This is a genomic window from Umezakia ovalisporum Ak1311 (genome assembly GCF_029891685.1).
In the GTDB taxonomy this organism is placed as follows: Bacteria; Cyanobacteriota; Cyanobacteriia; order Cyanobacteriales; family Nostocaceae; genus Umezakia; species Umezakia ovalisporum.
In genome coordinates this window covers 26,265-49,493 of sequence record NZ_JANQDJ010000040.1, presented here as the reverse complement: position 1 = coordinate 49,493, position 23,229 = coordinate 26,265, and the positions used below count along the sequence as shown (strand labels likewise).

The 23,229-nt window shown below is 39.5% G+C and carries 20 protein-coding genes; 15 read left to right on the top strand and 5 right to left on the bottom strand.

Annotation, left to right across the window (positions count from 1 at the left end; genetic code table 11):
- The first annotated feature begins 255 nt into the window (after positions 1–255).
- Both rplU and rpmA read left to right on the top strand, forming a co-directional pair.
- Positions 256–657: a 50S ribosomal protein L21 gene (gene rplU, locus NWP25_RS05865; protein ID WP_280650674.1), complete on the top strand. Its 402-nt coding sequence runs from the start codon at positions 256–258 to the stop codon at positions 655–657.
- 24 nt (positions 658–681) lie between these two features.
- On the top strand, positions 682–963 hold the full coding sequence (gene rpmA, locus NWP25_RS05860; protein ID WP_280650673.1) for a 50S ribosomal protein L27: 282 nt from the start codon (positions 682–684) through the stop codon (positions 961–963).
- 251 nt (positions 964–1,214) lie between these two features.
- Here rpmA and NWP25_RS05855 read toward each other — a convergent pair whose 3' ends face one another.
- Positions 1,215–1,646: a hypothetical protein gene (locus NWP25_RS05855; protein WP_280650672.1), complete on the bottom strand. Its 432-nt coding sequence runs from the start codon at positions 1,644–1,646 to the stop codon at positions 1,215–1,217.
- A 400-nt stretch (positions 1,647–2,046) separates the two neighbouring features.
- Between NWP25_RS05855 and cruF the strand changes: the two genes are divergently transcribed.
- Both cruF and cruG read left to right on the top strand, forming a co-directional pair.
- Entirely contained in the window at positions 2,047–2,955 is a 909-nt protein-coding gene (gene cruF / locus NWP25_RS05850) for a gamma-carotene 1'-hydroxylase CruF (RefSeq protein ID WP_280650671.1), read from the top strand.
- A gap of 97 nt (positions 2,956–3,052) precedes the next feature.
- Positions 3,053–4,219, top strand: a complete 1,167-nt coding sequence (gene cruG, locus NWP25_RS05845) for a 2'-O-glycosyltransferase CruG (RefSeq protein WP_280650670.1) — start codon at positions 3,053–3,055, stop codon at positions 4,217–4,219.
- A 61-nt stretch (positions 4,220–4,280) separates the two neighbouring features.
- Here the strand turns inward: cruG and rnhA are convergent, their stop codons facing one another.
- A complete protein-coding gene (gene rnhA, locus NWP25_RS05840) occupies positions 4,281–5,192 on the bottom strand; it encodes a ribonuclease HI (RefSeq protein WP_280650669.1) in 912 nt (303 codons plus the stop codon).
- A 297-nt stretch (positions 5,193–5,489) separates the two neighbouring features.
- Here rnhA and NWP25_RS05835 point away from each other — a divergent pair, with 297 nt between their 5' ends.
- From NWP25_RS05835 to purU, 8 genes are all read left to right on the top strand, one after another.
- On the top strand, positions 5,490–6,497 hold the full coding sequence (locus NWP25_RS05835) for a helix-turn-helix transcriptional regulator (RefSeq protein ID WP_280699013.1): 1,008 nt from the start codon (positions 5,490–5,492) through the stop codon (positions 6,495–6,497).
- 268 nt (positions 6,498–6,765) lie between these two features.
- On the top strand, positions 6,766–9,348 hold the full coding sequence (locus NWP25_RS05830; protein WP_280699011.1) for a TonB-dependent siderophore receptor: 2,583 nt from the start codon (positions 6,766–6,768) through the stop codon (positions 9,346–9,348).
- A gap of 376 nt (positions 9,349–9,724) precedes the next feature.
- Positions 9,725–10,714 carry an iron-siderophore ABC transporter substrate-binding protein gene (locus NWP25_RS05825; protein ID WP_280650666.1) on the top strand — a complete coding sequence of 330 codons (990 nt, stop codon included), beginning with the start codon at positions 9,725–9,727 and terminating at the stop codon, positions 10,712–10,714.
- Positions 10,715–10,800: 86 nt separating this feature from the next.
- Positions 10,801–11,796: an ABC transporter ATP-binding protein gene (locus NWP25_RS05820; RefSeq protein ID WP_280650665.1), complete on the top strand. Its 996-nt coding sequence runs from the start codon at positions 10,801–10,803 to the stop codon at positions 11,794–11,796.
- Positions 11,797–12,609, top strand: a complete 813-nt coding sequence (locus NWP25_RS05815; RefSeq protein ID WP_280650664.1) for an ABC transporter permease — start codon at positions 11,797–11,799, stop codon at positions 12,607–12,609. It abuts the gene before it with no gap.
- Positions 12,610–12,664: 55 nt separating this feature from the next.
- On the top strand, positions 12,665–14,344 hold the full coding sequence (locus NWP25_RS05810; protein WP_280650757.1) for a GldG family protein: 1,680 nt from the start codon (positions 12,665–12,667) through the stop codon (positions 14,342–14,344).
- A 6-nt stretch (positions 14,345–14,350) separates the two neighbouring features.
- Positions 14,351–14,983, top strand: a complete 633-nt coding sequence (locus NWP25_RS05805; protein ID WP_280699009.1) for a DUF4340 domain-containing protein — start codon at positions 14,351–14,353, stop codon at positions 14,981–14,983.
- Between the two features lie 26 nt (positions 14,984–15,009).
- Entirely contained in the window at positions 15,010–15,864 is an 855-nt protein-coding gene (gene purU, locus NWP25_RS05800; RefSeq protein WP_280657148.1) for a formyltetrahydrofolate deformylase, read from the top strand.
- 193 nt (positions 15,865–16,057) lie between these two features.
- On the opposite strand, the gene hisS is transcribed toward purU, so the two are convergent.
- From hisS to NWP25_RS05785, 3 genes are all read right to left on the bottom strand, one after another.
- Positions 16,058–17,446 carry a histidine--tRNA ligase gene (hisS, locus tag NWP25_RS05795; protein WP_280650661.1) on the bottom strand — a complete coding sequence of 463 codons (1,389 nt, stop codon included), beginning with the start codon at positions 17,444–17,446 and terminating at the stop codon, positions 16,058–16,060.
- Between the two features lie 318 nt (positions 17,447–17,764).
- Positions 17,765–19,192: an aldehyde dehydrogenase family protein gene (locus NWP25_RS05790; RefSeq protein ID WP_280650660.1), complete on the bottom strand. Its 1,428-nt coding sequence runs from the start codon at positions 19,190–19,192 to the stop codon at positions 17,765–17,767.
- Between the two features lie 134 nt (positions 19,193–19,326).
- On the bottom strand, positions 19,327–20,298 hold the full coding sequence (locus tag NWP25_RS05785; protein WP_390903483.1) for a metal ABC transporter substrate-binding protein: 972 nt from the start codon (positions 20,296–20,298) through the stop codon (positions 19,327–19,329).
- 94 nt (positions 20,299–20,392) lie between these two features.
- Between NWP25_RS05785 and NWP25_RS05780 the strand changes: the two genes are divergently transcribed.
- The 3 genes from NWP25_RS05780 (at position 20,393) to NWP25_RS05770 (ending at position 23,128) form a co-directional block, all read left to right on the top strand.
- On the top strand, positions 20,393–21,187 hold the full coding sequence (locus NWP25_RS05780; protein ID WP_280650659.1) for a metal ABC transporter ATP-binding protein: 795 nt from the start codon (positions 20,393–20,395) through the stop codon (positions 21,185–21,187).
- Between the two features lie 89 nt (positions 21,188–21,276).
- Entirely contained in the window at positions 21,277–22,125 is an 849-nt protein-coding gene (locus tag NWP25_RS05775; RefSeq protein WP_280650658.1) for a metal ABC transporter permease, read from the top strand.
- Between the two features lie 217 nt (positions 22,126–22,342).
- Positions 22,343–23,128, top strand: a complete 786-nt coding sequence (locus NWP25_RS05770; protein WP_280657150.1) for an HAD family hydrolase — start codon at positions 22,343–22,345, stop codon at positions 23,126–23,128.
- Positions 23,129–23,229: the final 101 nt, after the last annotated feature.

Sequence of the window (23,229 nt, the reverse complement as noted above, 5' to 3'; positions counted from 1 at the left end):
TTGTGCTGTTCTTTATGTCTGTGTATCTGTGCACTTAGTAACTACATTGCCAATTATCAAGATTCCGCAAAATCCCAAAATATACTTTTAACTTGACTTAACGGCATCTAATAAAATACAATCAGAATTTGTCTGTCTAATTCCTGCTCGGATCAGGTAGACATATCACACAAAAGCTAGCAACAGCGATTAATCAAAACCAGATAAATCGCCTTTAAAGCCAGCTACCTGTACGGCAACTTCAAGGACAATTCCATGACCTACGCAATTATTGAAACTGGCGGTAAGCAACTAAAAGTTGAGCCAGGTCGTTTTTACGATATTGAATTACTCCATATCGAAGCCGAAGAAAAAGTTACAATAAATTCAGTATTACTAGTACAGCACCACGGCGAAGTCACCATTGGAAGGCCGTTAGTAGCAGGGGCTACTGTAGAAGGAACAGTGGTACGCAATCTTAGAGGTCGCAAAGTCCTGGTATATAAAATGAAGCCGAAAAAGAAAACCCGCAAAAAACGGGGCCATCGCCAGGAAATCACCAGACTCATGATTGATTCCATTACTTTAAATGGTACAGTGTTTACCGCTGCAGAAGGTGTAACGGCTGAACCTCCTGTCATTGAAACTTCCCCCCCAGAAGCTGTTGCTGAACAATAAATACAAATAACACAAGAGGTAATTATGGCTCATAAAAAAGGAACAGGTAGTACTCGTAACGGTCGCGATTCTAATGCTCAACGCCTGGGTGTAAAGCGCTACGGTGGTCAAACTGTGTTAGCGGGAAATATTCTCGTCCGTCAGCGCGGTACCAAATTTCACCCTGGCAACAATGTTGGGATTGGGAGCGACGACACTTTGTTTGCCTTAATTGACGGTTTAGTTGCCTTTGAGAGAAAAGGCAAAAATCGCAAAAAAGTCAGTGTTTATCCAGTGGCTGCACCAGTTGAAGCAGCAACTGTTTAAATCCACTAGAACATTAGTCGGGTGGGTAACCCCCACCTTAGATAACGAAGGAAAGTGGACAAGGAAGAAGAACCAAGAAAAATTAAAACCCATGAAGATTTAGTGATATATCAAATTATATTTGTTTGGCACCTTGGGATGATGGTTATCAAGCTTCTTGGTTAACTGTTGAGGAGCGATTTTTAAATCTAAACCCGGACTCAAACCCAAAAACACGGCAATTTTAACCAAATCTTTGGATAGTTGAAAAACTAAAAGTAATGATAAAGTACCACGTGCAGTGCTTTCCCCAAGGCTAAACCACCTAAAGAAAATATAAAAATAATTAGAAAAACTTGTTCTTGTTTAAACCCAGCAGTTTGAAAGTCAATTCTTGCCAATATCCCAGCAGAAATAATCAGCAAACTATCAAGAAATCTTCGGAACCAAGCCAGCATTAAAAAAAACAATAATGCGCCAAAAGTAGTAGCAGCAAAAGTCCGCAAGTTTGATCCCACCAATGAACTCGAATATTTGGCTATAGCCGACCAAGGAACAGTTAAGCTAGCCACTAACAGCAAAATACCAAACATGCAAGTTAACCACACATACCAAGAAGCTTGTACTTCCGATAATGCCCAACCCAATGTACTGTAGCTAAACAGTAATAGCACCACAGAAGTCCAAGGAAGTGTTTTGACCATGAGTTGGTTTAATCACTAGCAGGTGAAGCTTGATTGAACAAGTATTGGATCTGACAATCCCCCCGGCTTTTAGCTATGGGGATTCTTGTTTCAAAGGGATTCCAATGAATTTACCCGGGCTAACGCAGCCCTCCGCCAACAGCAAGCCCATACATGAAATTACAAAGGCTAACTAAAAAAAACCTGTATTTCTTTTGATAGATTTTGGCTGCAATGGCTTAGACTATAGGTTTATCATCCTATTTTTCCCAGATGAAATCAATAGGCTGTTATCCTCTGGTCAAGACAACCCAACCACTTGCACCAGAATGATGGCACGAACTAGTTAAATATTTGCGTAAACATTTGTAAACTATTAACAGCCGATTAGCCAAACGTCATATCTTGTTAAGGAATCATTATGAAACAACTTGTAATCGCCGAGCGCGTATGCCTCATTGGTCATATCGTGTCAATGGTGTTTGGATTAGTGGGTATACTGCTGGTTGTACCCAATGCCGAGGTAATCTTCCATTTATCTGAAATTGGACAAACCGCCATGCAGTGGAGTATGTCAGGGGGTGGTGTAGTCTATATGATCTTGGGAACAGCAGCTGTATTTTTGTATGGCTTGCGCACTTTGGGTTTGGGTAGAATTTTGGGATTTATGCTACCTGCAATATGTATCTCTTTAATCAGTGAATTACTAGGAACCAGTACAGGATTTCCCTTCGGTCACTACAGCTATCTCAGCGGCTTAGGCTACAAAATTGCTGGTTTAGTGCCATTCACAATTCCCCTGTCATGGTTTTATGTGGGATGCGTTTCTTATTTACTCGCACGTGCTGGTTTACAAGTGGACACAAAACCCAGCTGGTGGCGACATCTGTGTGCCATTGTCCTGGGTTCTCTACTTTTGACTTCTTGGGATTTTGTACTAGACCCTGCTATGAGCCAAACTTCTCTGCCCTTCTGGTATTGGCAACAACCAGGACCTTTCTTTGGAATGCCCTATCAAAACTTTGCTGGTTGGTTGGGTACTGGTGCAGTCTTTATGACTGTAGCTGCTTTGCTATGGAAAAATAACCCCATCAAATTTGAGCGATGGCAACTCAATGTACCCTTAGTAGTGTATTTAGCTAACTTTGCCTTTGCTACAGTCATGAGCTTGGCCGCAGGATTCTCTATTCCTGTAATATTAGGTTTCCTCTTAGGTGTAGCTCCTTCTCTAGCACTTTGGTCAAAAGGGTCAGCCCTATCTGCTCAAGTTGAAGCAGAATCAACAATCAATGATGTTTCAGTGGCAAATATTAAAGTTGCCTTGAAATAAAATTAGGGGACAGGAAGACCAGGAAGAGAAATGATACTCTATGTCCCCTGGCCAATTTTTTGTGTAATTACCATTCCCATTGCAAAACATTTTTACTGTGGAAAACGCTTTAACAGTAGAAAGCGTCACAACTTTTCTATTGCTACTTATCCAAATACCAGCAACCGCGATTTTACTTTCCCGCCTGGTAAAGGGGCCAAGAAGGCATCCCCCCATTCAACCCCAACAGCCAACTCCTGATCTTTTGGGTACCGTCAGCGTAGTTGTTCCCACCTTAAACGAAGCTCTGCGCGTTAGTCCTTTGTTATCAGGCTTGAGTCGGCAAAGTTACGAAGTCCGGGAAATTATTGTAGTAGATAGTAATTCCCAGGATGGTACCCCAGACTTAGTGAAAACCGCACAGCAGCAAGATCCTCGTTTTCGTCTAATCACAGATGACCCCTTACCGGATCATTGGGTAGGTCGCCCTTGGGCTTTGCATAACGGCTTTTTGCATAGTTCTGAAGCCAGCAAGTGGTTTCTGGGTATGGATGCTGATACCCAACCAGATCCAGGTTTAGTTGCTAGCTTGGTCAAAACCGCAGAAGCACAAGGATACGATTTGGTTTCTCTATCACCTCAGTTTATTCTTAAGTATCCCGGTGAATGCTGGCTGCAACCAGCATTATTAATGACTCTGCTTTACCGATTCGATCCGGCCGGAATCGCAACCGAACAACCAGAACGAGTCATGGCAAATGGGCAATGCTTTTTGTGTCGCCGTTCTGTTTTAGCCGCAGTGGGTGGTTATACCAGTGCTAGTAATTCTTTTTGTGATGATGTCACTTTAGCCCGATATATTGCATCTCAAGGCTTTAAAGTGGGCTTTTTAGACGGCGCAAAAGTCCTCAAGGTGCGGATGTATGAGGGAGCAAAAGAAACTTGGAAAGAATGGGGGCGCAGTCTCGACTTGAAAGATGCATCCTCATCTGCTCAACTGTGGAGCGATTTATGGTTACTCTTTGCAGTTCAAGGTTTACCTGTATTAGTCGTCCCAGCTTGCTTTTTAATTTCCTCCCATTCCCTCTTATTATGGCTGAATGTATTTCTGTTAGTAATTCGTTTTGCTATGCTACTAGCCATCGCACCTTCTTACCACCGCAAAAATGCTCAAGGTGGCTGGTTATTTTGGTTCTCTCCTTTGGCTGACCCCATAGCTGTACTGCGAATCTTCTTATCAGCATTTCACACCCCACGGGAATGGCGAGGAAGAAAGTATAACTGAATGGCGAGTGCTGAGTCATGAGTTTTCCACCTTGACTCTTTTGTTAATTACGAACTACGAATTACGACTCGTCTTCAGTTTCTAAGCGATCCCCTCTTTCCAATTCCCAGAGAATTTGATTTCCTTCCCGTCTGACCCTTGACACAATCCAGTTCCGCCAGCGCCATTGGTCTCCCCTACTGGTAACAGCGCTGGCGTGGACATCCATCAAGTCTGCTAATTCAGAACTAGTGATCAAGTAGCCTTTTTCCGAAATTTCCTCAGCTATCCGCAGAGTCTCCAGCAAGTTGCTGAGTTGTTTGACCCTTGTTGTAGACTGGGTTTCTTCATTTGCGGCCGCAGATGGTGCGGTGGATGGTTCCATAACGTTTACATCTGATATAAAAGTACTGTTATATTCTGTACTTTCGTTGAGTATTGTAGAGTTACATTCATAATCAGCTATGTTTTCTACATTGGCCTCACCAGAAGAATGTAAAGATTTGTAGGAATCAATAAAGCATAACTCTTGTAGACATGGGACTTGACCGCTAGCAAAGGAGCGAGCAATCACATCACAACGCTCGTTACCTATGTTACCAGAATGTCCCCGGACATGCTGCCAATTTATTTTTCCTGTATTGAGTTGATCCAGAATTTCTAAAAGTTCCTGGTTCTGGACAGGTTTACCATCGGCTTTTTTCCAACTCCTTTTTTTCCATCCTGGTAACCACTTAGTCACGCAGTTAATCAGGTATTCGCTATCGGTATAGAGAGTGATAGATTCCGCTTGTGCAGATGCATGGAAGAATTTTAAAGCCGCGATCGCAGCTTCCATTTCCATTTTATTATTGGTGGTATGGCTGACAGCACCACCCATTTCGTGGATCTCACCATCACTGAAGAAAGCTACGACACCCCAACCCCCAGGGCCAGGGTTACCAGTGCAAGCACCGTCAGTATATATACTTTGAATTTTGCGTTGGTTGGACATAGTGAAGATATCCCTTTGCATTGGGATGCAGAACAAATTTAGCGGCGAAAAATGGAAAGTAAAATATAGGTTAACAGCATAGAAATTAATCCTACACGAAGATGCTTGCCGTTAGCCCAGGTAAATTCATTGAAATTCCTTTGAAGCAAGAATCCCTGGGCTTCTAGCTGTGGGGAATGTAAACTAAACTCTAGACACCATTGTTATATTTTGATACATTTACATACAAAGCTATTTGAGAAAATCTATCTATAGTAGTGTAAATTAATTGAGATTAGTTGTTTTTTAGGGCAGCCCATGGCGAATATTGTTTCACTGGCACATTACCAAGAATTGTGGAGAGAACGCAACCAAAATACCAAAGCCCCAGATCCATCAGATCCATCTGATATTATTAACTTATGTCCTCAAGAATTTGGTAGTGGATATGAACGTTGGATTGAACTTCGTGAGATTAATTTACTAATTATTGATGCTAATTTTCATCAGAACTTAATTATTGAAAGAGCCCCAAAAGCAATTTATAATGAAGGTCTGGAATTTGGTTTTCATCTGTTAGGATATTGGAATAATACTCATCCAGGACAAAATTTTTTTTGCAGTGGCGGTGTCCACCAAACCGCCAAATCTGAATTTTGCCGACATCAAAGACTTTTAAAAGTTGATATACATCTAGAATCCACTGAATTACTCAGTAATTTTATTACAAATAGCTTGAGTGCCATCTCGCCGCCAATCATTAAAAAACTCACGGAACCCAATCAAGAGCAAAACTTTCAAATTGATAATATTACTCCAGAAATGCATATAGCTCTTGAACAAATCATTAATTGTCCTTTTACAGGTTTAACTAAAAAAATTTATTTAGAAAGTAAGTGTTTAGAATTAATTGCATTAAAACTGGAACAATTAGCCAAAAGCAAAAATATTTCCGCGAAAGTAACTGCTTTAAAACAAGATGATATTGATAGAATCTATTATGCTAAAGAAATTTTAGCTCAAAATTTAAACAATCCACCCTCATTACTAGAACTAGCCAAGAAAGTAGGATTAAACGACTATAAACTAAAGTTAGGCTTTCGCCAAGTATTTGGTACAACTGCATTTAGCTACTTACAGCAACAACGCATGGAAAAAGCACGCCAATTGCTGTTAGCAGGTGAAATGAATGTCAAAGAAATAGCTCGTGCTGTTGGCTATGCAAATCAAAGCCGTTTTGCAGCAGCTTTCCGTAAGGAATTTAACACCAATCCTAAATCTTATGATTTACTTCTAAGAGGATGTTTGAAAAATCTGAGAGAGTAACAGTGAAGCAAATTGCTGACTACAAAATTATTTTATTTTTTTCATAACTTAATGTAATTTGAAAGTCGAATAAAGCAATTATCAGCAAACATACAGTTAGTTGCTGTAAAATCTAGATAAAAAATCCGTTTCAGGCTCAAAAAAGTCCGTTTCAGATTCAATCAGGTCTTCAAAATCACATCATTCTAGATTAAGCTTATTGAAAAATATTCTTAGTATAGTCATAAAAGCCTCTAGCATTTATAGAGGCTTGTCTAGGTGAGGAGATATGAAAAGACAACCGCAATTATTGATGGGTTTGTGGTTAACAGGGGTAGTAGTTGCTGCACAACCAGCCTTGGGAAGTGAGAACAGCCTAAAAACTTCTCCCCTGTTTGAACAAGTTAGTACCTCTGGAAATGTCAAACAATTACTATCTCAAGCATCCACCTTGACATCTCCAATTGTGGTCAATGGAGTACGGGTTGATACCATACATACAGGTATAGAAGTAATTATAGAGACCAAGCAAAGTCCAGAATTGCAAGTAGCAAGCAGCATTTCTGGTAATAGTTTAATTGCTGATATTACCAACGCTCAACTGCGTTTAACATCAGAGAATACATTTCGTCAAAAACAACCTGTTGCAGGTATTGCTGAAGTCCTAGTTATCAATCAAGACAATAACACTATCAGGGTAACTATCATCGGTGAAACAAAAACACCCACTTACACACTACTTGACAGTGATGAAGGTTTAATTTTTAGCATCACAACTGCAACATCTTCCACATCCCAACTAGAAACCCCACAACAGCCATCAAAGGATAACCCGACTAGAGAAACTACAGCAAAACCAACCACTGAAACCGATGCACCTATTGAACTACTAGTTACAGGTGAACAAAATAGCTATCGAGTTACCGAAGAATCAACAGCCACAAAATTAGATGTACCAATGGGGGATGTTCCAGCATCAGTACAAGTAATCCCTAAACAAGTTATTCAAGACCGTCAAGTAGTTAGACTCAACGAACTAGCCGATAATATTAGTGGTGTGCGTCCTCAAGGAACTTTAGGTGGACTCGCATCACAAGGTTATTTTATTCGTGGTTTTGCTACAGGTTTTGAAGCTCTGCGTGATGGGTTTAAAGATTTTGGTTTTACCAGTCCCCGTGATGTGGCCAATATTGAAAAAGTGGAATTTCTCAAAGGGCCTGCTTCTGTTTTATATGGAAGTGCTAGCAATCCCGGTGGTGTAGTTAACACAATTACTAAAAAACCCCTACCAGACCCCTTCTATCAAATTAGTGGAACAATTGGCAGCTATGATTTTTATCGTGGCACAATTGATTTCACAGGTCCACTCACAGAAAATAGGGCTGCACTGTATCGGTTAAATGTAGCTTATGAAAATGCTAACAGTTTCCGGGATTTTGTAGATAATGAAAGTACATTTATTAATCCCGTTGTTAATGTCAAAGTAGCAGAAAACACCAATGTCACCTTTGCCTATGAATATCAGAAATACAACTACGGGTTTGATCGGGGTTTTACTTCTGATAGCACAGTAATTTTTGACCTTCCCATTACCCGCTCTTTAGATGAACCAAATCTCCAGGATGCTGAATATAGATCCAACAACTTCGCCTACAATTTAGAAAGCAAATTCGGGTACAACAACAAGTGGAAATTCCGCCAAGCCTTTAACATCCTGAAAGTTAGCGGTGCTTCTCAAGGTGTACAATCTAGGGGAATTACAGCAGATGGGCAGACAGTACGCCGCAGATTTCGTCGTTCCGAAAGTGACACAACAAACTTTGCTTTTCAAAATGAAATTACCGGTAAATTTAATACAGGCTTAATTCACCATAATTTATTACTTGGATTAGAGTTATCTAGTTATCAATTCAAAAGCAATTTTTTCCAAGGTAATATTGCAGAATTAAATATCTTCAACCCAGTATATGGCGCACAACCAGAAAATATACGTCGCACTTACATTGGGGAATATGGTGCAGAAAATATTGCAGTTTATTTACAAAATTTAATTGAACTTACACCCAATCTTAAATTCTTAGCTGGCGGTCGTTTTGACTGGGTAGACTCCTACGACATATACGAAGACGAACCAGATTTAAACACTAGAAATTCAGATGCGGAATTTTCTCCCCGTTTAGGTATAGTTTATCAACCTACAGACACCACCTCCATTTATGCCAGTTGGACAAATTCATTCAACCCGCAATATTTTGGTAGAAGCCGCAATAATGAACCATTTAAACCAGAAACATCAGAACAATTTGAAATAGGAATTAAACAAGATTTTCTGAATAATCAGCTTTCTACAACTTTAGCTTTTTTTGATATTTCTAAGAAAAACGTATTAACTCCTGACCCAATTGATACTGACTTTAGTGTGCAAACAGGTGAGCAAAAAAGCCGAGGTGTTGAACTAGATATAGTAGGAGAAATTCTTCCTGGATGGAAAGTAATTGCTACTTATGCCTATACACATGCTTATGTCAGTGAAGATAACAGCCCAGAACTAATTAATGATCGTTTACCTGGTGTACCTTATCATAGTGCTAGTTTGTGGACTACCTATGAACTCCAACAAGGTAATTTACAAGGTTTGGGACTAGGATTAGGATTAGTTTATGCTGGTGAACGTGCAGGCTCTTTACCAAATCAAATCCAAATTCCTTCTTATGTGAGAACAGACGCGAGTATTTTCTATCAGCGGAATAATTGGCGCGCTGCTGTCAATTTTAAAAATTTGTTTGACACCAAATATTACGAGTCTCAAACCTTTTTCATTGTTCCAGCCGCACCTTTGACGGTTTTAGGAAACATTTCCTTCGATTTTTGATATTGACTTTCCTAATGGCAGATACTACCATAGGCTCCGTACAGATTCATTTCGTGGAATTTTAACCAGAACAGCCAATATTGAATTAACAAAACCTATATACCGCCTTTGGGGAATATTACCAATAGCGGTACAAATTATCCTCTGGAATAGTTCAATTACAAAATTCCTGCTGAAATAATAAAACCAAGTAATAATGAGGATTTTACCTAGGTTAAATCACTTTAATAAAACCACATTATTCTGGTATTACTACTTTAGCAGATGTACTATTTGCCCACAGTCAACCACTTTATTTAATTGGTTAATATCATGGTATAAAAAATAATTATTATGAATTATTATCTCAATTTTGCGTTAAAAATCTGTTAACATAATGAACAAAAATCTTTTTTGTTACTTGAGATTATCTCTACTAATAGTTTTTTTGTTCTGCATATTTACTGCTTGCCATACTTATCCAGATGCTAATTTACCAACACCAAAATTATTCAAATCACAATGTCATTTAATTAAGCATCAATTAGGTGTAACTTGTGTTCCTAATAACCCACAGCGTATTATTGCTACAGAACAAGTATCTTTAGAAGCTTTAATCGCGTTAGGTTTAAAACCAATAGGTACAGTCGATACAGCTTTTGTGGCTAGTAAAGCTAATTTACTCCAAAATGAAATGAAAGGTATAGTTTATATAGGAAAGGAGCATAATTTTAACTTAGAAACAATATTGAAACTAAATCCCGATTTAATTATTAGTTTATATGGTATTGAAGCAGAAAATTATAAATTATTTTCCCAAATAGCACCTACAGTTAAACTGAACTACGTACATAAACAATGGCAAGAAACTTTGCTAGATATTGCTAAAATAGTAAATAAAACTACAACAGCTAAAGCATTATTAAACGAATATCAACAACGCCTAGCAAAATTACGCACTGCATTGGGTGACAAAATCCATAAACTCGAGGTTTCTGTGAGTCGTTTTCACGGTGGGGTTAAGCTTCCTGAGTTTCGTTCTCAGTTTTCTTTTCCTGGCAGTATTTTGGCAGAGGTAGGAATTAATATGCCAGTTCATCAACGTCAACTAATCAATAGTCCTGATGATACTTTGGTAAAATTGACCTTGGAACGGATAGATTTACTTGATGCTGATGTTTTATTTATAGCAGTAGACCCTGGAGCTAAAAAATTATTTACTCAATATCAAAATACTCATCTTTGGCAGACTCTCAATGTAGTTCAAAATCAGCGTGTTTATACCGTCGATTCTAGTTACTGGATTTTTGGCAGCATTTTATCGGCTCATGCAATACTTGACGATTTATTTAAGTACTTACTGGTTACAGAGCCACTGAACAGGTAATCCCTAGTTTTGCAACTTCACCTGGGGATAATTCACTAAGTGATCTAAGATTGTTGGGTATTCTCTATTTTCCTGTCACTAGACCGATGATTGAAGTAGAACACTTGAGCAAAACCTATGGTTCTACCCCAGCTATTCATGACGTTACCTTTAGAGTAGAACCTGGGGAAATTTTGGGCTTTTTAGGGCCTAATGGTGCTGGTAAGACCACAACCATGCGTATTTTAGCAGGTTATTTACCCGCTACTGATGGTAAAGCCAGAATTGCTGGCTTTGATGTGAATGAAAATTCTCTAGCGGTGCGCCAACGCATTGGCTATTTACCAGAAACCCCGCCATTATATCCAGAAATGACGGTAGAAGGATTTTTGCATTTTGTCACGAGAATCAAAGGAATACCCCGAGTCCATCGCGCTAATAAAGTCACAGCAGCCATTGAACGGTGCAACTTACAAGACAAGCGTCAGGTTATTATCCGCAAACTTTCCAAAGGATATCGCCAAAGAGTCGGCATTGCTCAAGCGATTGTACATGATCCACCAGCCATTATTTTAGATGAACCTACCGTAGGACTTGACCCCCGGCAAATTATTGAAGTTCGCAATTTAATTAAAAGCCTCGCCGGTACTCATACAATTATTCTGTCCACCCATATTCTACCAGAAGTGAGTATGACCTGTAGCCGAGTGGCAATTATCAACGGAGGCAAAATTGTAGCAACCAATACACCAGAAAACTTGATGACCCAGTTGGCAGGTGGGTCAGGATATGAATTAGAAATTGAGGGAGAGACTAATTTAGCAAAACAAGTTCTCCAAAATCTCCCTGGTGTAGGTCTGGTGGAATCCGTTTCTGGTCATCACCCATCTGGTGATAACCGCGCCTCCCTCCGGGTAATATCAAAACCTGGAATTGAACCAGGAAAAGATATTGCTACAACCTTAGTCAATGCAGGTTTTGGATTGTATGAAATGCGGCGTGTCAGCGCTACCCTAGAAGATGTGTTTTTGCAATTGACCACAGCCGAAAAGAACTTAGATTCCCTTGCAGATTCAGAAACTACCGAAGGAGAAGCAGCATAAATGGGTATAGTGCTGAGTAATATTATTGCCATTTATCGCCGAGAATTACAAAGTTATTTTGTCTCTCCCCTAGCTTATGCCATCGCTGCTGTGTTTTGGTTTATAGCTGGATTATTCTTGGTGACAATTTTGCTCGGGCCAGACGGCATTTTGCCCACCGTGGCACAATTAGATTTACAAGGACAACAACTAGGTGTACCAATACCACCCATAGATGTACCCTACGAATTTGTCCGGGCATTTTTAGATCGTATGGGTTGGCTATTGTTATTTATCCTGCCAATTCTATCCATGGGACTCTATGCTGAAGAACGCAAGCGTGGCACTTTAGAACTTTTAGCTACCTCACCTGTTACAAACTGGGCGGTAGCTGTAGGTAAATTATTAGGCGTACTGACATTTTTTATAACGCTAATTATACCATTGTTCCTATTTCAGTCTATGGCTATTAGTGCGTCAAATCCTCCCATGTCCCCCATGATTCCTTTGCTCGGGCATTTTGGCTTAATCTTGCTTGCAGCAGCAATTTTATCATTAGGAATGTTTATTTCCTCTCTCACCGACAGTACAATTTTGTCTGCTGTTCTAACCTTTGCCTTAGTTTTATTATTATTGTTTATTGATGTAATAGCTAAAACTGTCGGCGGATCAGTGGGAGAAATATTGGGTCATTTCTCCTTGTTAAAACATTACAACACTTTGATTCAAGGTATTTTTGATACCAGTGCTTTAATTTTATTTACCAGTTACATTTTTTTGGGGATTTTTCTTACAGCCCAGTCTATTGATACATTGCGGTTTCAACGTCAGTAGTTAAAAGTTAATTAATTGACTCATAACTAATGACTATTGACTGATGAAAAATAACATGAACATGATCAAAAAAAACAAAGTTGGAAAATATCTATTTTGGTTAGGCTCGTTCTTACTGAGTGTCGGCTTAACTTCTGGTTTGGTTTCGGGAAACTGGAGAATTATTCCTTTAATATTTCTGATTACAGGAATTGTCATTATTAGTTTGTGGATAGTGTTCCAAAGTCTGCAAACTAAATGGTGGAATCGCCGTTCTACCCAAGCTGGTACTAACGCTTTACTGGCCACTGTAGCTATGTTCGTGATTTTAGGCTTAGTTAACTTTTTGGGGATTCGCTACAACTTACGGAAAGACTTAACTGAAGCCCAATTATTTACTTTAGCTCCCCAGTCCCAAGAATTAGTGCGTGGCTTGGGTCAGTCCGTCAAGGTGTGGATATTTGATATCAATGTCCATAGCCAAGATCAGGAATTATTAGAAAACTATCGTCGAGAAAATAGCAATTTTCAATTTGAGTATGTTGATCCCCAAGGTAAACCAGGATTAGCAAATAAGTTTGGTGTTCAAGACTATGGAGAAGTTTACCTAGAATCTGGAGATAATCGCCAATTAGTCCAAACGTTAAATGTCAATGAACGTTTGTCAGAAGTAAGATTAACAAATCGTCTACAACAAATTACTAATGCAATAACAACTCCAGTTTATTTTCTCCAAGGTCATGGCGAACCACCAATTACATCTAGTCAAGGAGGAATTTCACAAGCCGTTCAGGGGTTAGCTGACAGAAATTACACTGCATCACCACTGAATTTGGTAGAAAAATCCCAAGTTCCACAAGATGCAGCTGTTGTTGTAATAGCAGGTCCTAAACAAGAATTATTCGATAACGAACTGAAAGCCTTACAAGATTATCTTAATGGCGGTGGTAATTTACTATTAATGATTGATTCCAATACTGATACTAATCTCGACAGCCTGTTACAAAAGTGGGGTGTTAGGTTGGATAATCGTTTAGCAGTAGATATTTCAGGTGCAGGTGTGGGACTAGGCCCTGCTGTCCCCATTGTGACAAATTATGGGCAACATCCAATTACAAAAGATTTTCGTAATGGCATTTCTTTTTACAGATTAGCAAGACCTTTAGATATTACCTCTGTGGATGGCATTGAATCCACTACTTTACTCGAAACCAAAGCTTATCCTGACAGTTGGGCCGAAAGCGACCTGAACAGCGAAAAGTTAGAATTTGATTCAGAAACAGACATCCCAGGCCCTTTGACTTTGGGGGTGGCTTTAAGAAGAACAATACCAGCCAAAACCAACCCTCCTCAAGCTTCACCCACACCATCACCCACAACTACAAATGAAACCAACCCTCCTCAAGCTTCACCCACACCATCACCCGCAACTACAAATGAAACCAAGTCCAATTCCCCTACCGAAGATAAGCCAGAAGAACCTAAAAATGAGTCGCGACTAGTAGTGATAGGAGATTCTGATTTCGCCACCGATGGACTATTTACACAGCAACTCAATGGAGATGTTTTTCTAAACTCTGTTACCTGGTTAAGTCAACAAGATCAGCAACCCCTTTCTATTCGTCCCAAAGAACCGAGAAACCGTCGAATTAATCTGAATGTCCTACAAGCTAATGTGTTAGCATTCTCGTCTTTGCTGATCTTACCTTTCATAGGTTTAATGACCGCAACTATTATCTGGTGGAAACGGAGGTAATTAACAATGAAATTACCACGAACAACTATAGTTTTAATATTACTAGCCCTGGGTTTGGGTGGTTTTGTTTATTTCTACGAAATTCGCGGCAAAACTCAGCGAGAACAAGTAAAGACCCAACAGCAGCAAATTTTTTCGTTTAAAGAGGATGACATACAGTCCTTAACAGTTACAACTAAAGATTTTACCTTGAATCTAAAACGTAACACCGGAACACAGGATTCTCAGTGGTTACTAATATCCCCAACAACAGAACCAGCAAATGATGCTATTGTTTCTTATTTGACAGATTTACTAGTTGCATCTCAAAGCGATCGCACTCTATCTATTCCAACTAGCCAAAAAGCAGAATTTGGTTTAGCTCCACCAATAGCAACTATTAATATTAACCTCAAAAATCAAAAAACTCATTTGTTAATTTTGGGTAAACCTGACTTTAACCGTCGTTTTTTGTATGCTCAAACTGACTTGAATACCCAAGAAAATGGTAATACCAATATCCTGCTAGTGTCCACAAATTTTGAAAATGCCGTAAATCGGGAACTTTCAGAATGGAAAAAATCTCAAGACACCAGTGAACATCAAGGAAACCCAGAAAACGAAACCAATCAAGATGAAAAACCAAAGAATAAAAAATAAAAATAATTAACAATAACTCAGGTTACATGACCAGTCCCACCGCCACATTACTTATTTGCTGTCCTGACCGTAAAGGACTAGTTGCCAAATTTGCCAATTTTATCTATGCTAATGAAGGTAACATTATCCATGCTGACCAACACACAGACTTTGGTGCCGGCTTATTTTTGACAAGGATTGAATGGCAGTTACACAGTTTTAATTTGCCACGACAACTCATTGCTCCTGCATTTAATCCCATCGCTCAATCCTTAGATGCAACATGGCAACTACACTTCTCCGACAATGTACCACGTGTTGCTATTTGGGTAAGTCAGCAGGATCATTGTTTATTTGATTTAATTTGGCGACAACGTGCAAAAGAATTTGCCGCTGACATTGCCCTAATAATTAGTAATCATCCAAATTTACAGCCAATAGCAGAACAGTTTGGTATTGATTTTCACCACATCACTATCACAAAAGATCACAAAACCGAACAGGAAGCTAAACAACTAGAATTACTACGACAATACAAAATTGATTTGGTAATTTTAGCAAAATATATGCAAATTGTCAGTGCGGATTTTATTTCTCAATTTCCCCAAATTATTAATATTCATCATTCATTTTTACCAGCTTTTGTTGGTGCAAATCCATATCACCAAGCATTTGAACGTGGAGTTAAAATTATTGGGGCTACTGCCCATTATGCCACTGCTGACTTAGATGCTGGGCCAATTATTGAGCAAGATGTAGTGCGAATCAGTCACCGCGATGAAATTCATGATTTAATTAGAAAAGGTAAAGATTTAGAAAGAGTTGTATTAGCAAGAGCTGTGAGATTACATTTACAAAATCGGGTATTAGTATATGGTAACAAAACCGTAGTATTTGGCTAGTTATTAGTAGTCAATAAATCACCAGCCCTTGGGGAAGTTCTCTTTGAGTCCACTGTTTTATTTCATTAATCAACAAAATGTATAAGTTTGAAACAAACCACATTTTGCATCTTTGCTGGAAAATTAATATCTTCGAGCTTTTCCACCCCGGCTTAAAAACACCGGGATACCAAGCTCCCGTAGTTTCCACTTATTAATGGAGCTTGTTTTTAATCTCTACGGCCAAATTTTCTAGCGTGACTTCAATTTGTTCACCTGATTTTAAATCTTTGAGAGAAGCCCTTTTCCCTGCGGCTTCCTCAGAACCAATAATTACACAAAATTGAATTCCTTGCTTGTCAGCAAGTTGGAATTGTTTACCCAATGGACGTTTATCAAAATTTGTCACAACATTAATTCCAGCCCGGCGCAAATTTTGAGACACATTTAAATAAATAGGTATTAAATCCTCCTGGATATTTACCACCATCACCTGGGCTGGTGTAGCAGACAAAGCATTAATAATACCAGCTTTGAGCAAACGACTAATTAAACGAGTTAAACCAATAGAAATACCAACACCAGGCATTTTCTCACCCAAAAAAGTCCCCACTAATTCTTCATATCTACCTCCAGAACAAATACTACCTAAAGTTTCATGTCCTAATAAAGATGTTTCGTAAACCGTACCTGTGTAGTAATTAAGACCACGAGCAATAGATAAATCAATACAAAAACGATTTTCAGGCACTCCCAGATTACGCACCCCTGTAATCACAGTGGCTAAATCAGTTACCCCTGAATAAAATTCCTCTGCTTGTGGCAGATTTGTCGCCAGATGATTCAACTTATCTAATACCTCGTCCACTGAACCATTAATCTTAATAAAATCAATAATTTTTTGACTTTGCTCAGGTAAAACTTTTTCTGTTTCCAGAGATTGCTTAACTTTAGCTTCACCAATTTTTTCTAGATTATCAATAATGCTAATACAGGCTTTAATTTGACTTTCAGCAACTCCCACAAACTGAAAGAACCCTGTGAGAATTTTGCGATTATTGATGCGAATCAAAAAATCACCAATGTTTACAGCTTCAAATATTTCAGTGATAATTGCAGGCATCTGAGCATCGTATAGTAAACTGAGTTCACCACGAGAGATCACATCAATATCACACTGACGGAATTGCCGAAAACGCCCATCTTTTGCACGTTCTCCGCGAAAAACTACATCCATTTGATAACGGGCAAAAGGAAAAGTTAATTCATTTAAGTGACGAGCAATATAAGCTGCTAAAGGCACAGTTTGGTCAAACTTTAAACCTCTAGGTTCTGAACCTGTTTCCTTTGCTTTGTCTTTCTCCCCTTGGCGACTTGGTGGCAATATAGGGTCGATACCATAAATAATATTATCCCCTTGGTTTCCCTTGGCTTGTAAAACTTCTAAACGTTCTACTGCCGGGGTTTCAATGGGTGTAAAACCGTAACTTTCAAACACGCCACGAATAATATCTAACAAATATAATTCTAAGCGCTTTTCACTAGGAAGAAATTCTGGAAAACCACTAGGAGTAGAAAAGTTAATTTTGTCACTTTTTGCCATGCTTCTACGTTTCTAATTATTAGTTTGAGATTTTAAATTATAACGCCTTGGCAATACAGAATATACAGATAAAGTAATAATGCCACTCACACAGCCATCCCCCAACATAATATTTATTGTCAGTTAATTAGTTAACTAAACCAAAAATCTGTTGTGCGATTCAATTTAATTGAGTAAAAATCAGCGATGAAATCCCTGTGTTCCCTGGAAACAAAGTAATAATCTTACCAGAAAAAAAGCCAAAGCCCCTGGCTTTACAAGTAGGGGTGTAGGCGACTTATGACTTTAGCCACTGTAGTTCCATGATTTTCCTTTAGCTTAACAATTTGAATTATTGTTAAACCACCAAGGGTCATAATTGGAGTTAGTTTTAATCAAAAATGCTTTTTTTCGTAGAAAGCGTTTAATTGACCCCGGCCCCATGCGTGACCCGCCAAGACCGGAAAATTGGAAGGAATTTTTTTCTCCCTCATACATAATGGCAGTCAGCGCAGCGTCATTAATACTGATAGCACCTGCATTGATTTCCTTAGCAACTGCTAAAGCTTCTGATTCCGTCTTGGCAAACACCGCCGCACTTAATCCATACATAGAGTCATTTGCTAAGTATACTGCTTCTTCCACCGTGGGAAATGGCATTACTGGCATAATGGGGCCAAATGTCTCTTCTGTCATTACTTTCATGGAATGGTTGACTTGGGTGATTACTGTGGGACGACACCACCAACCCCCACCCAGCTGTTCTACTTTACCGCCACAATGAACTACAGCACCCTTTTCCACTGCATCCGTAATATGGTGGTTAATAATTGCAGCTTGTTTTTCAGAAATGATGGGGCCAATTTCTCCACTGTCAACTGTGGGATATGCTAACTGTAAACGATGGGCTTTGGCCACCAGTTGATGATAAAAATCCTCGAATATCGACTCAGCAACGTAAATCCGCTCAATTGAAACGCAAGATTGTCCAGTATTCGCCACTGCACCCCACAAAATTGCCGAAGTTGCTAATTCTAAATTAGCTGATTCTAAAACAATGGCCGGATCTTTTCCCCCTAATTCCAAAAAAGCCGGAATAAACCGTCTAGCTGCGGCTTCTGCCACTTTTCTTCCTGTGGGGACACTGCCTGTAAAGCATACTAAGTCTACGTTTTCTATCAAGTTAGCACCCGTTTCACCTGCTCCCTCAGCAAAACTTAATACATCACGTAAGTTAGGGACAGTATTCACCGCTGTAATTAATGGTGCAACAAAACGGGGTGCAATCTCACTGGGTTTGACCACCACTGCACAACCGGCTAACAATGCCGGAATAGTGTCAATTGTAGACAGCAACAGGGGAAAATTCCAAGGACTAATTACCCCCACCAGCGGGTAGGGTACTGATGTTTGTTCCAGGGCGATAAATGGAACCCCTGTATTTTTCGCTGAGGTTGCTAGTAATTCCGGTGCTAACCCACACCAACGGTCAATGCTAGCCAGAAAAGAGTCTATTTCTAATACTGAAGTTGACAATCTCCCCGTGTCACTTACCAAAGCTCTTGTCAAATCTTCCCGGCCAGACAGTATAGCTTGCTTCCATTGTTGTAAAGCATCAATTCTTGGTTCTAAACCCATGTGTTGCCAGTTAACTTGGCACCTGCGGGCGCGGTTACATTTGTGTACCAACAACCTGGGGGGCGGCGGGAGAATGATATAGTCAAATTTTCCAGTTCGGGGGTTACGGACTTCAATTGGTTTAGTCATTAGTCGTTAGCACTCGTTGTGATGTTTTATCCCCCTGTTACAAGTTAAATTATGCCCAATTTCCCTGAGTGTTCAATGGTTTTTTGCTAGTTTTTTATGAAGTGTAAATTAAATTTTATATACTTTGTATAAAGTTAATTCCTAGGCCGAAATGGTGTGTAATTACCTCCCAATGCTTGAACAATAGTGCGGGTGTTTGCCACCATCATTTTGACGTAAGAATCTGCATCGCTACCTTTTGCCCCAATGGAATCAGAGTACAGTTGATGTGGTGCTAATTTTACACCTGCTTCTTCAGCAACGGTTTTAATTAAGGCTGGGTTAATTGTAGTTTCGGCAAAAATTGCTGGTGCGTTGGTTTTTTTAATTGACTCCACCAAACGTTGTACTGTTTGAGCACTGGGTTGTTCTTCTGTGCTAATACCAATTAAAGTCCCGGCCATGGTCATACCATAAGCTTGACCATAATATTGAAAAGCATCATGGGTGGTGACAAGTTGGCGTTTTCCTGGGGGGATAGTTTGAATTTGTTGATTAATCCAGTTATGTAACTGCTGTAATTCATCAGTTAATACTGATGCTCTTTGGGTAAATTCCGCCTGCTCTGCGGGGGATAATTTAATCAACTCATCTCGAATGACATTTATCATCGCCATGGCGTTTGCTGCACTTCCCCACACATGGGGGTCTGGTACAACTGTTCCTTCATATGCATCTGACTGCAAAGGTTTGACAACTTCCCCCACAGCTATCTTAGGTACGTTCTCCCCAGCCCCATTCATTAAGTTAATCAGTCCTGGTTCCAAATTGTAGCCGTTATATAAAATCAAATCAGCTGTTTCTAAAACCCGACTGTCTGCTGGTGTCGGTTCATAAACATGAGGATCAACTCCTGGTTGGAGAAGACCAATTAACTCAATTTCCTCACCCCCAACTTTTTCCGCCCAGTCAGCAATGATGGTGCTAGTTGCAACTACTTGCGGTAGGTCATTTTTTGCCGTAGAAAGGCGGTTAGTATCTACTTGGTTACATCCACCTAGAGCAAGTCCCAACAAAACTCCCACCACAGCTGACCAGTATGATCTGGCCTTTGATTGAGTAATCATTTTAATATGGTTGTTAAACTGGTTTTCATATTTTTCTCATTTTTAAAGTACACTATTTTCATATTCTTTTCATTTTTCCTGGATATTCCCCAAAATGAGAACTGTTAACTTTTCTTTAAACGCTGTTCACCCCATGGAAGACAACCACACAGGCACAACCATAAGCATTAATATTGCCCACGTCGCCGTGCATTACCGCACAGCAGAAGCTTTAAGAGATGTTAACTGCATAATTAAGTCAGGTAGAATCACAGGGATTTTTGGTCCTAATGGTGCAGGGAAAAGTACGTTGATGAAAGCCATGCTGGGCTTAGTTCCTCTCAGTACCGGCACAGTACTCCATCAACAAAAACCTTTAATGCAACAACTAGAGAAAGTGGCATACATACCACAGCGTAACCAAATTGACTGGACTTACCCCGCCACAGTTTGGGATGTGGCGATGATGGGAAGGGTAAAAAAGACAGGTTGGTTACGTAATTTTTCCCCAGTAAGTGGACAAGAAACCAAAAACGCTCTCAAACGTGTGGAAATGCTTGCACACAGTCATCGCCCCATCGGAGAATTATCAGGGGGACAACAGCAAAGAGTATTTTTAGCTCGTGCTCTGGCACAGCAAGCAGATATATATTGCTTTGATGAACCATTTGTAGGTATTGACCAAAAAACCCAAGGGGTCATTTTTGCAGTTTTTCATGAACTGGCCGCGGCTGGTAAAATTGTGCTGGTGGTAAACCACGACTTAGGTGAATCTATTGCCCACTTTGATGATTTAATTTTACTCAACCGTGAATTAATCGCCACAGGCCCACGCCAGCAAGTATTGACAAAGCAAAACTTGTATCGCGCCTACGGTGGTCAAGTCATGTACTTTTCTACTGCTGCTTAAATCTCACCTATTTGACCCTCTCCGGTAGTTAGTATAAAGATTTTTCTATAAATATTTTCCTATAAACCCCATAAATAGCATAAATATTTATGATTCAAGCGTTATTTGAGCCATTGCAATATAGCTTCATGCAGCGATCCCTCGTGATTGCCATTATAGTTGGCTTACTGTGCGCTGTAGTAGGCAGTTACTTGATGGTGCAAAGACTAGCGTTACTCGGTGACGCCATTAGCCATTCAGTATTGCCAGGATTGGCCATCGCGTTTATCCTGGGAGGAAATATTTATTTTGGTGCATTCATAGCCGGTGTTGTGAGTACCATAGCTATTGCGTGGATTAAAACACGCTCCCCAATCAAAGAAGATGCGGCAATGGGCATAGTACTTTCGGCTTTTTTTGCCCTGGGGATTACATTAATTACAGTCATTCAAAAAAATCAAAAAATCGACCTGAATCACTTTCTGTTCGGCAACATTCTCGGCGTGACATCTGACGAAGTGCGAGACACTGCCATTATTGGCGCCATAGTTTTAATAGTAATCTTCTTATTATATAAAGAACTTTTATTTTACACCTTTGACCCCTTAGGCGCCCAAGCAGCGGGTTTGCCAGTTAATCGACTCAATTTTGGATTAATGCTGCTCATTGCTTTAACAATAGTTGCCAGCATGAAAACAGTAGGCGTTGTTTTAGTATTAGCAATGTTAATTACACCAGGAGCAACCGCCTATCTGTTAGTCAAACGCCTCAATCAAGTTATGATTCTGGGGGGTTTTATTGGTGTAATTTCTAGTATTAGCGGTATGTACCTTAGCTACTTTTATAATTTACCCTCCGGCCCCGCCATTGTTTTAGTAGCATCAGGACTATTTGTCCTAGCATTACTTTTTGGTCCCAGACACGGAATTTTTACGCCAAAATTCCACCAAAAATCATAAATTTGAGCATTAACATCATCAATAAAACTTCAGCTTTTTGGTGACGGGCAACACCAACGCAATAAGCTAAAAATTTGACTACAAACACTTTTAATATACGTAATCAATGCTTGAGATGTAATCCCATTTACAAATAAATTATAAAATACTGACAAAAATTACCCCTCTAAAGGAATTTCTCAGGTAATCTAACAACAGCAGTTTATTTCCCAACATGATGACCGTGAGTAGTCCCACAATTTTAGCCCTAGACTTTGATGGAGTAATTTGCGATGGATTAATTGAATATTTTGAAGTCGCATGGCGCACTTACTGTCAAATTTGGTTGCCGATAAACAATACACCAGCAGATGATTTAGCTTTGAGATTTTATCGCCTTAGACCTGTAATTGAAACAGGTTGGGAAATGCCAGTTTTAATCAAAGCCTTGGTAGATAATGTACCTGAAGAAAAAATTCTGCAAGATTGGGTCAACGTTGCACCAAAAATCTTATTAAACTCCGATCTTTGTTCCCCAACAATTGCCACAGCACTAGACAACTTGCGGGATCAATGGATTAACACAGATTTAGACGGTTGGCTAAGTCTGCATAGATTTTATCCAGGAGTAGTTGAAAAAATTAAACTCACTATTGCTAGTGAAGTCAAATTATATATTGTTACCACTAAAGAAGGACGCTTCGTACAACAGTTATTACAACGAGAAGGCGTAAACTTACCATCAGCAACAATTTTTGGGAAAGAAACTAAGCGCCCTAAATACGAAATTCTGCGAGAATTAATTGAGACAACCGGGAAAAAACCAGTTAGTTTGTGGTTTGTAGAAGACAGATTTAAGACATTACAGCTAGTTGAACAACAAACAGATTTGCAAGATGTCAAACTTTTCTTGGCAGACTGGGGCTACAATACGCAAACAGAAAGGAAAAAAGCCCAAGGGCATCCACGCGTTAAGCTATTGAACTTACCTCAGTTTACTAGAGATTTTTCTGGCTGGCTGTAATTTAACGCCAACAATTCTCAAACCCCCCATGAGTAAAATTTAGCTACGCTGATTTTCACCACCGGGGGGCTATTAAACTTGAGGGTTATTCCTGGGAAATA

Excerpts from the sequence above, each read along its gene's own strand:
- rpmA (WP_280650673.1), top strand. The coding sequence starts at position 682 with ATGGCTCATAAAAAAGGAACAGGTAGTACTCGTAACGGTCGCGATTCT.
- rplU (WP_280650674.1), top strand. The coding sequence starts at position 256 with ATGACCTACGCAATTATTGAAACTGGCGGTAAGCAACTAAAAGTTGAG.
- NWP25_RS05830 (WP_280699011.1), top strand. The coding sequence starts at position 6,766 with ATGAAAAGACAACCGCAATTATTGATGGGTTTGTGGTTAACAGGGGTA.
- NWP25_RS05780 (WP_280650659.1), top strand. The coding sequence starts at position 20,393 with ATGAGAACTGTTAACTTTTCTTTAAACGCTGTTCACCCCATGGAAGAC.
- purU (WP_280657148.1), top strand. The coding sequence starts at position 15,010 with ATGACCAGTCCCACCGCCACATTACTTATTTGCTGTCCTGACCGTAAA.
- NWP25_RS05825 (WP_280650666.1), top strand. The coding sequence starts at position 9,725 with ATGAACAAAAATCTTTTTTGTTACTTGAGATTATCTCTACTAATAGTT.
- NWP25_RS05835 (WP_280699013.1), top strand. The coding sequence starts at position 5,490 with ATGGCGAATATTGTTTCACTGGCACATTACCAAGAATTGTGGAGAGAA.
- hisS (WP_280650661.1), bottom strand. The coding sequence starts at position 17,446 with ATGGCAAAAAGTGACAAAATTAACTTTTCTACTCCTAGTGGTTTTCCA.
- NWP25_RS05820 (WP_280650665.1), top strand. The coding sequence starts at position 10,801 with ATGATTGAAGTAGAACACTTGAGCAAAACCTATGGTTCTACCCCAGCT.
- NWP25_RS05770 (WP_280657150.1), top strand. The coding sequence starts at position 22,343 with ATGACCGTGAGTAGTCCCACAATTTTAGCCCTAGACTTTGATGGAGTA.
- NWP25_RS05790 (WP_280650660.1), bottom strand. The coding sequence starts at position 19,192 with ATGACTAAACCAATTGAAGTCCGTAACCCCCGAACTGGAAAATTTGAC.
- NWP25_RS05775 (WP_280650658.1), top strand. The coding sequence starts at position 21,277 with ATGATTCAAGCGTTATTTGAGCCATTGCAATATAGCTTCATGCAGCGA.
- NWP25_RS05815 (WP_280650664.1), top strand. The coding sequence starts at position 11,797 with ATGGGTATAGTGCTGAGTAATATTATTGCCATTTATCGCCGAGAATTA.
- NWP25_RS05810 (WP_280650757.1), top strand. The coding sequence starts at position 12,665 with ATGAACATGATCAAAAAAAACAAAGTTGGAAAATATCTATTTTGGTTA.
- NWP25_RS05855 (WP_280650672.1), bottom strand. The coding sequence starts at position 1,646 with ATGGTCAAAACACTTCCTTGGACTTCTGTGGTGCTATTACTGTTTAGC.
- NWP25_RS05805 (WP_280699009.1), top strand. The coding sequence starts at position 14,351 with ATGAAATTACCACGAACAACTATAGTTTTAATATTACTAGCCCTGGGT.
- rnhA (WP_280650669.1), bottom strand. The coding sequence starts at position 5,192 with ATGTCCAACCAACGCAAAATTCAAAGTATATATACTGACGGTGCTTGC.
- NWP25_RS05785 (WP_390903483.1), bottom strand. The coding sequence starts at position 20,298 with ATGATTACTCAATCAAAGGCCAGATCATACTGGTCAGCTGTGGTGGGA.
- cruF (WP_280650671.1), top strand. The coding sequence starts at position 2,047 with ATGAAACAACTTGTAATCGCCGAGCGCGTATGCCTCATTGGTCATATC.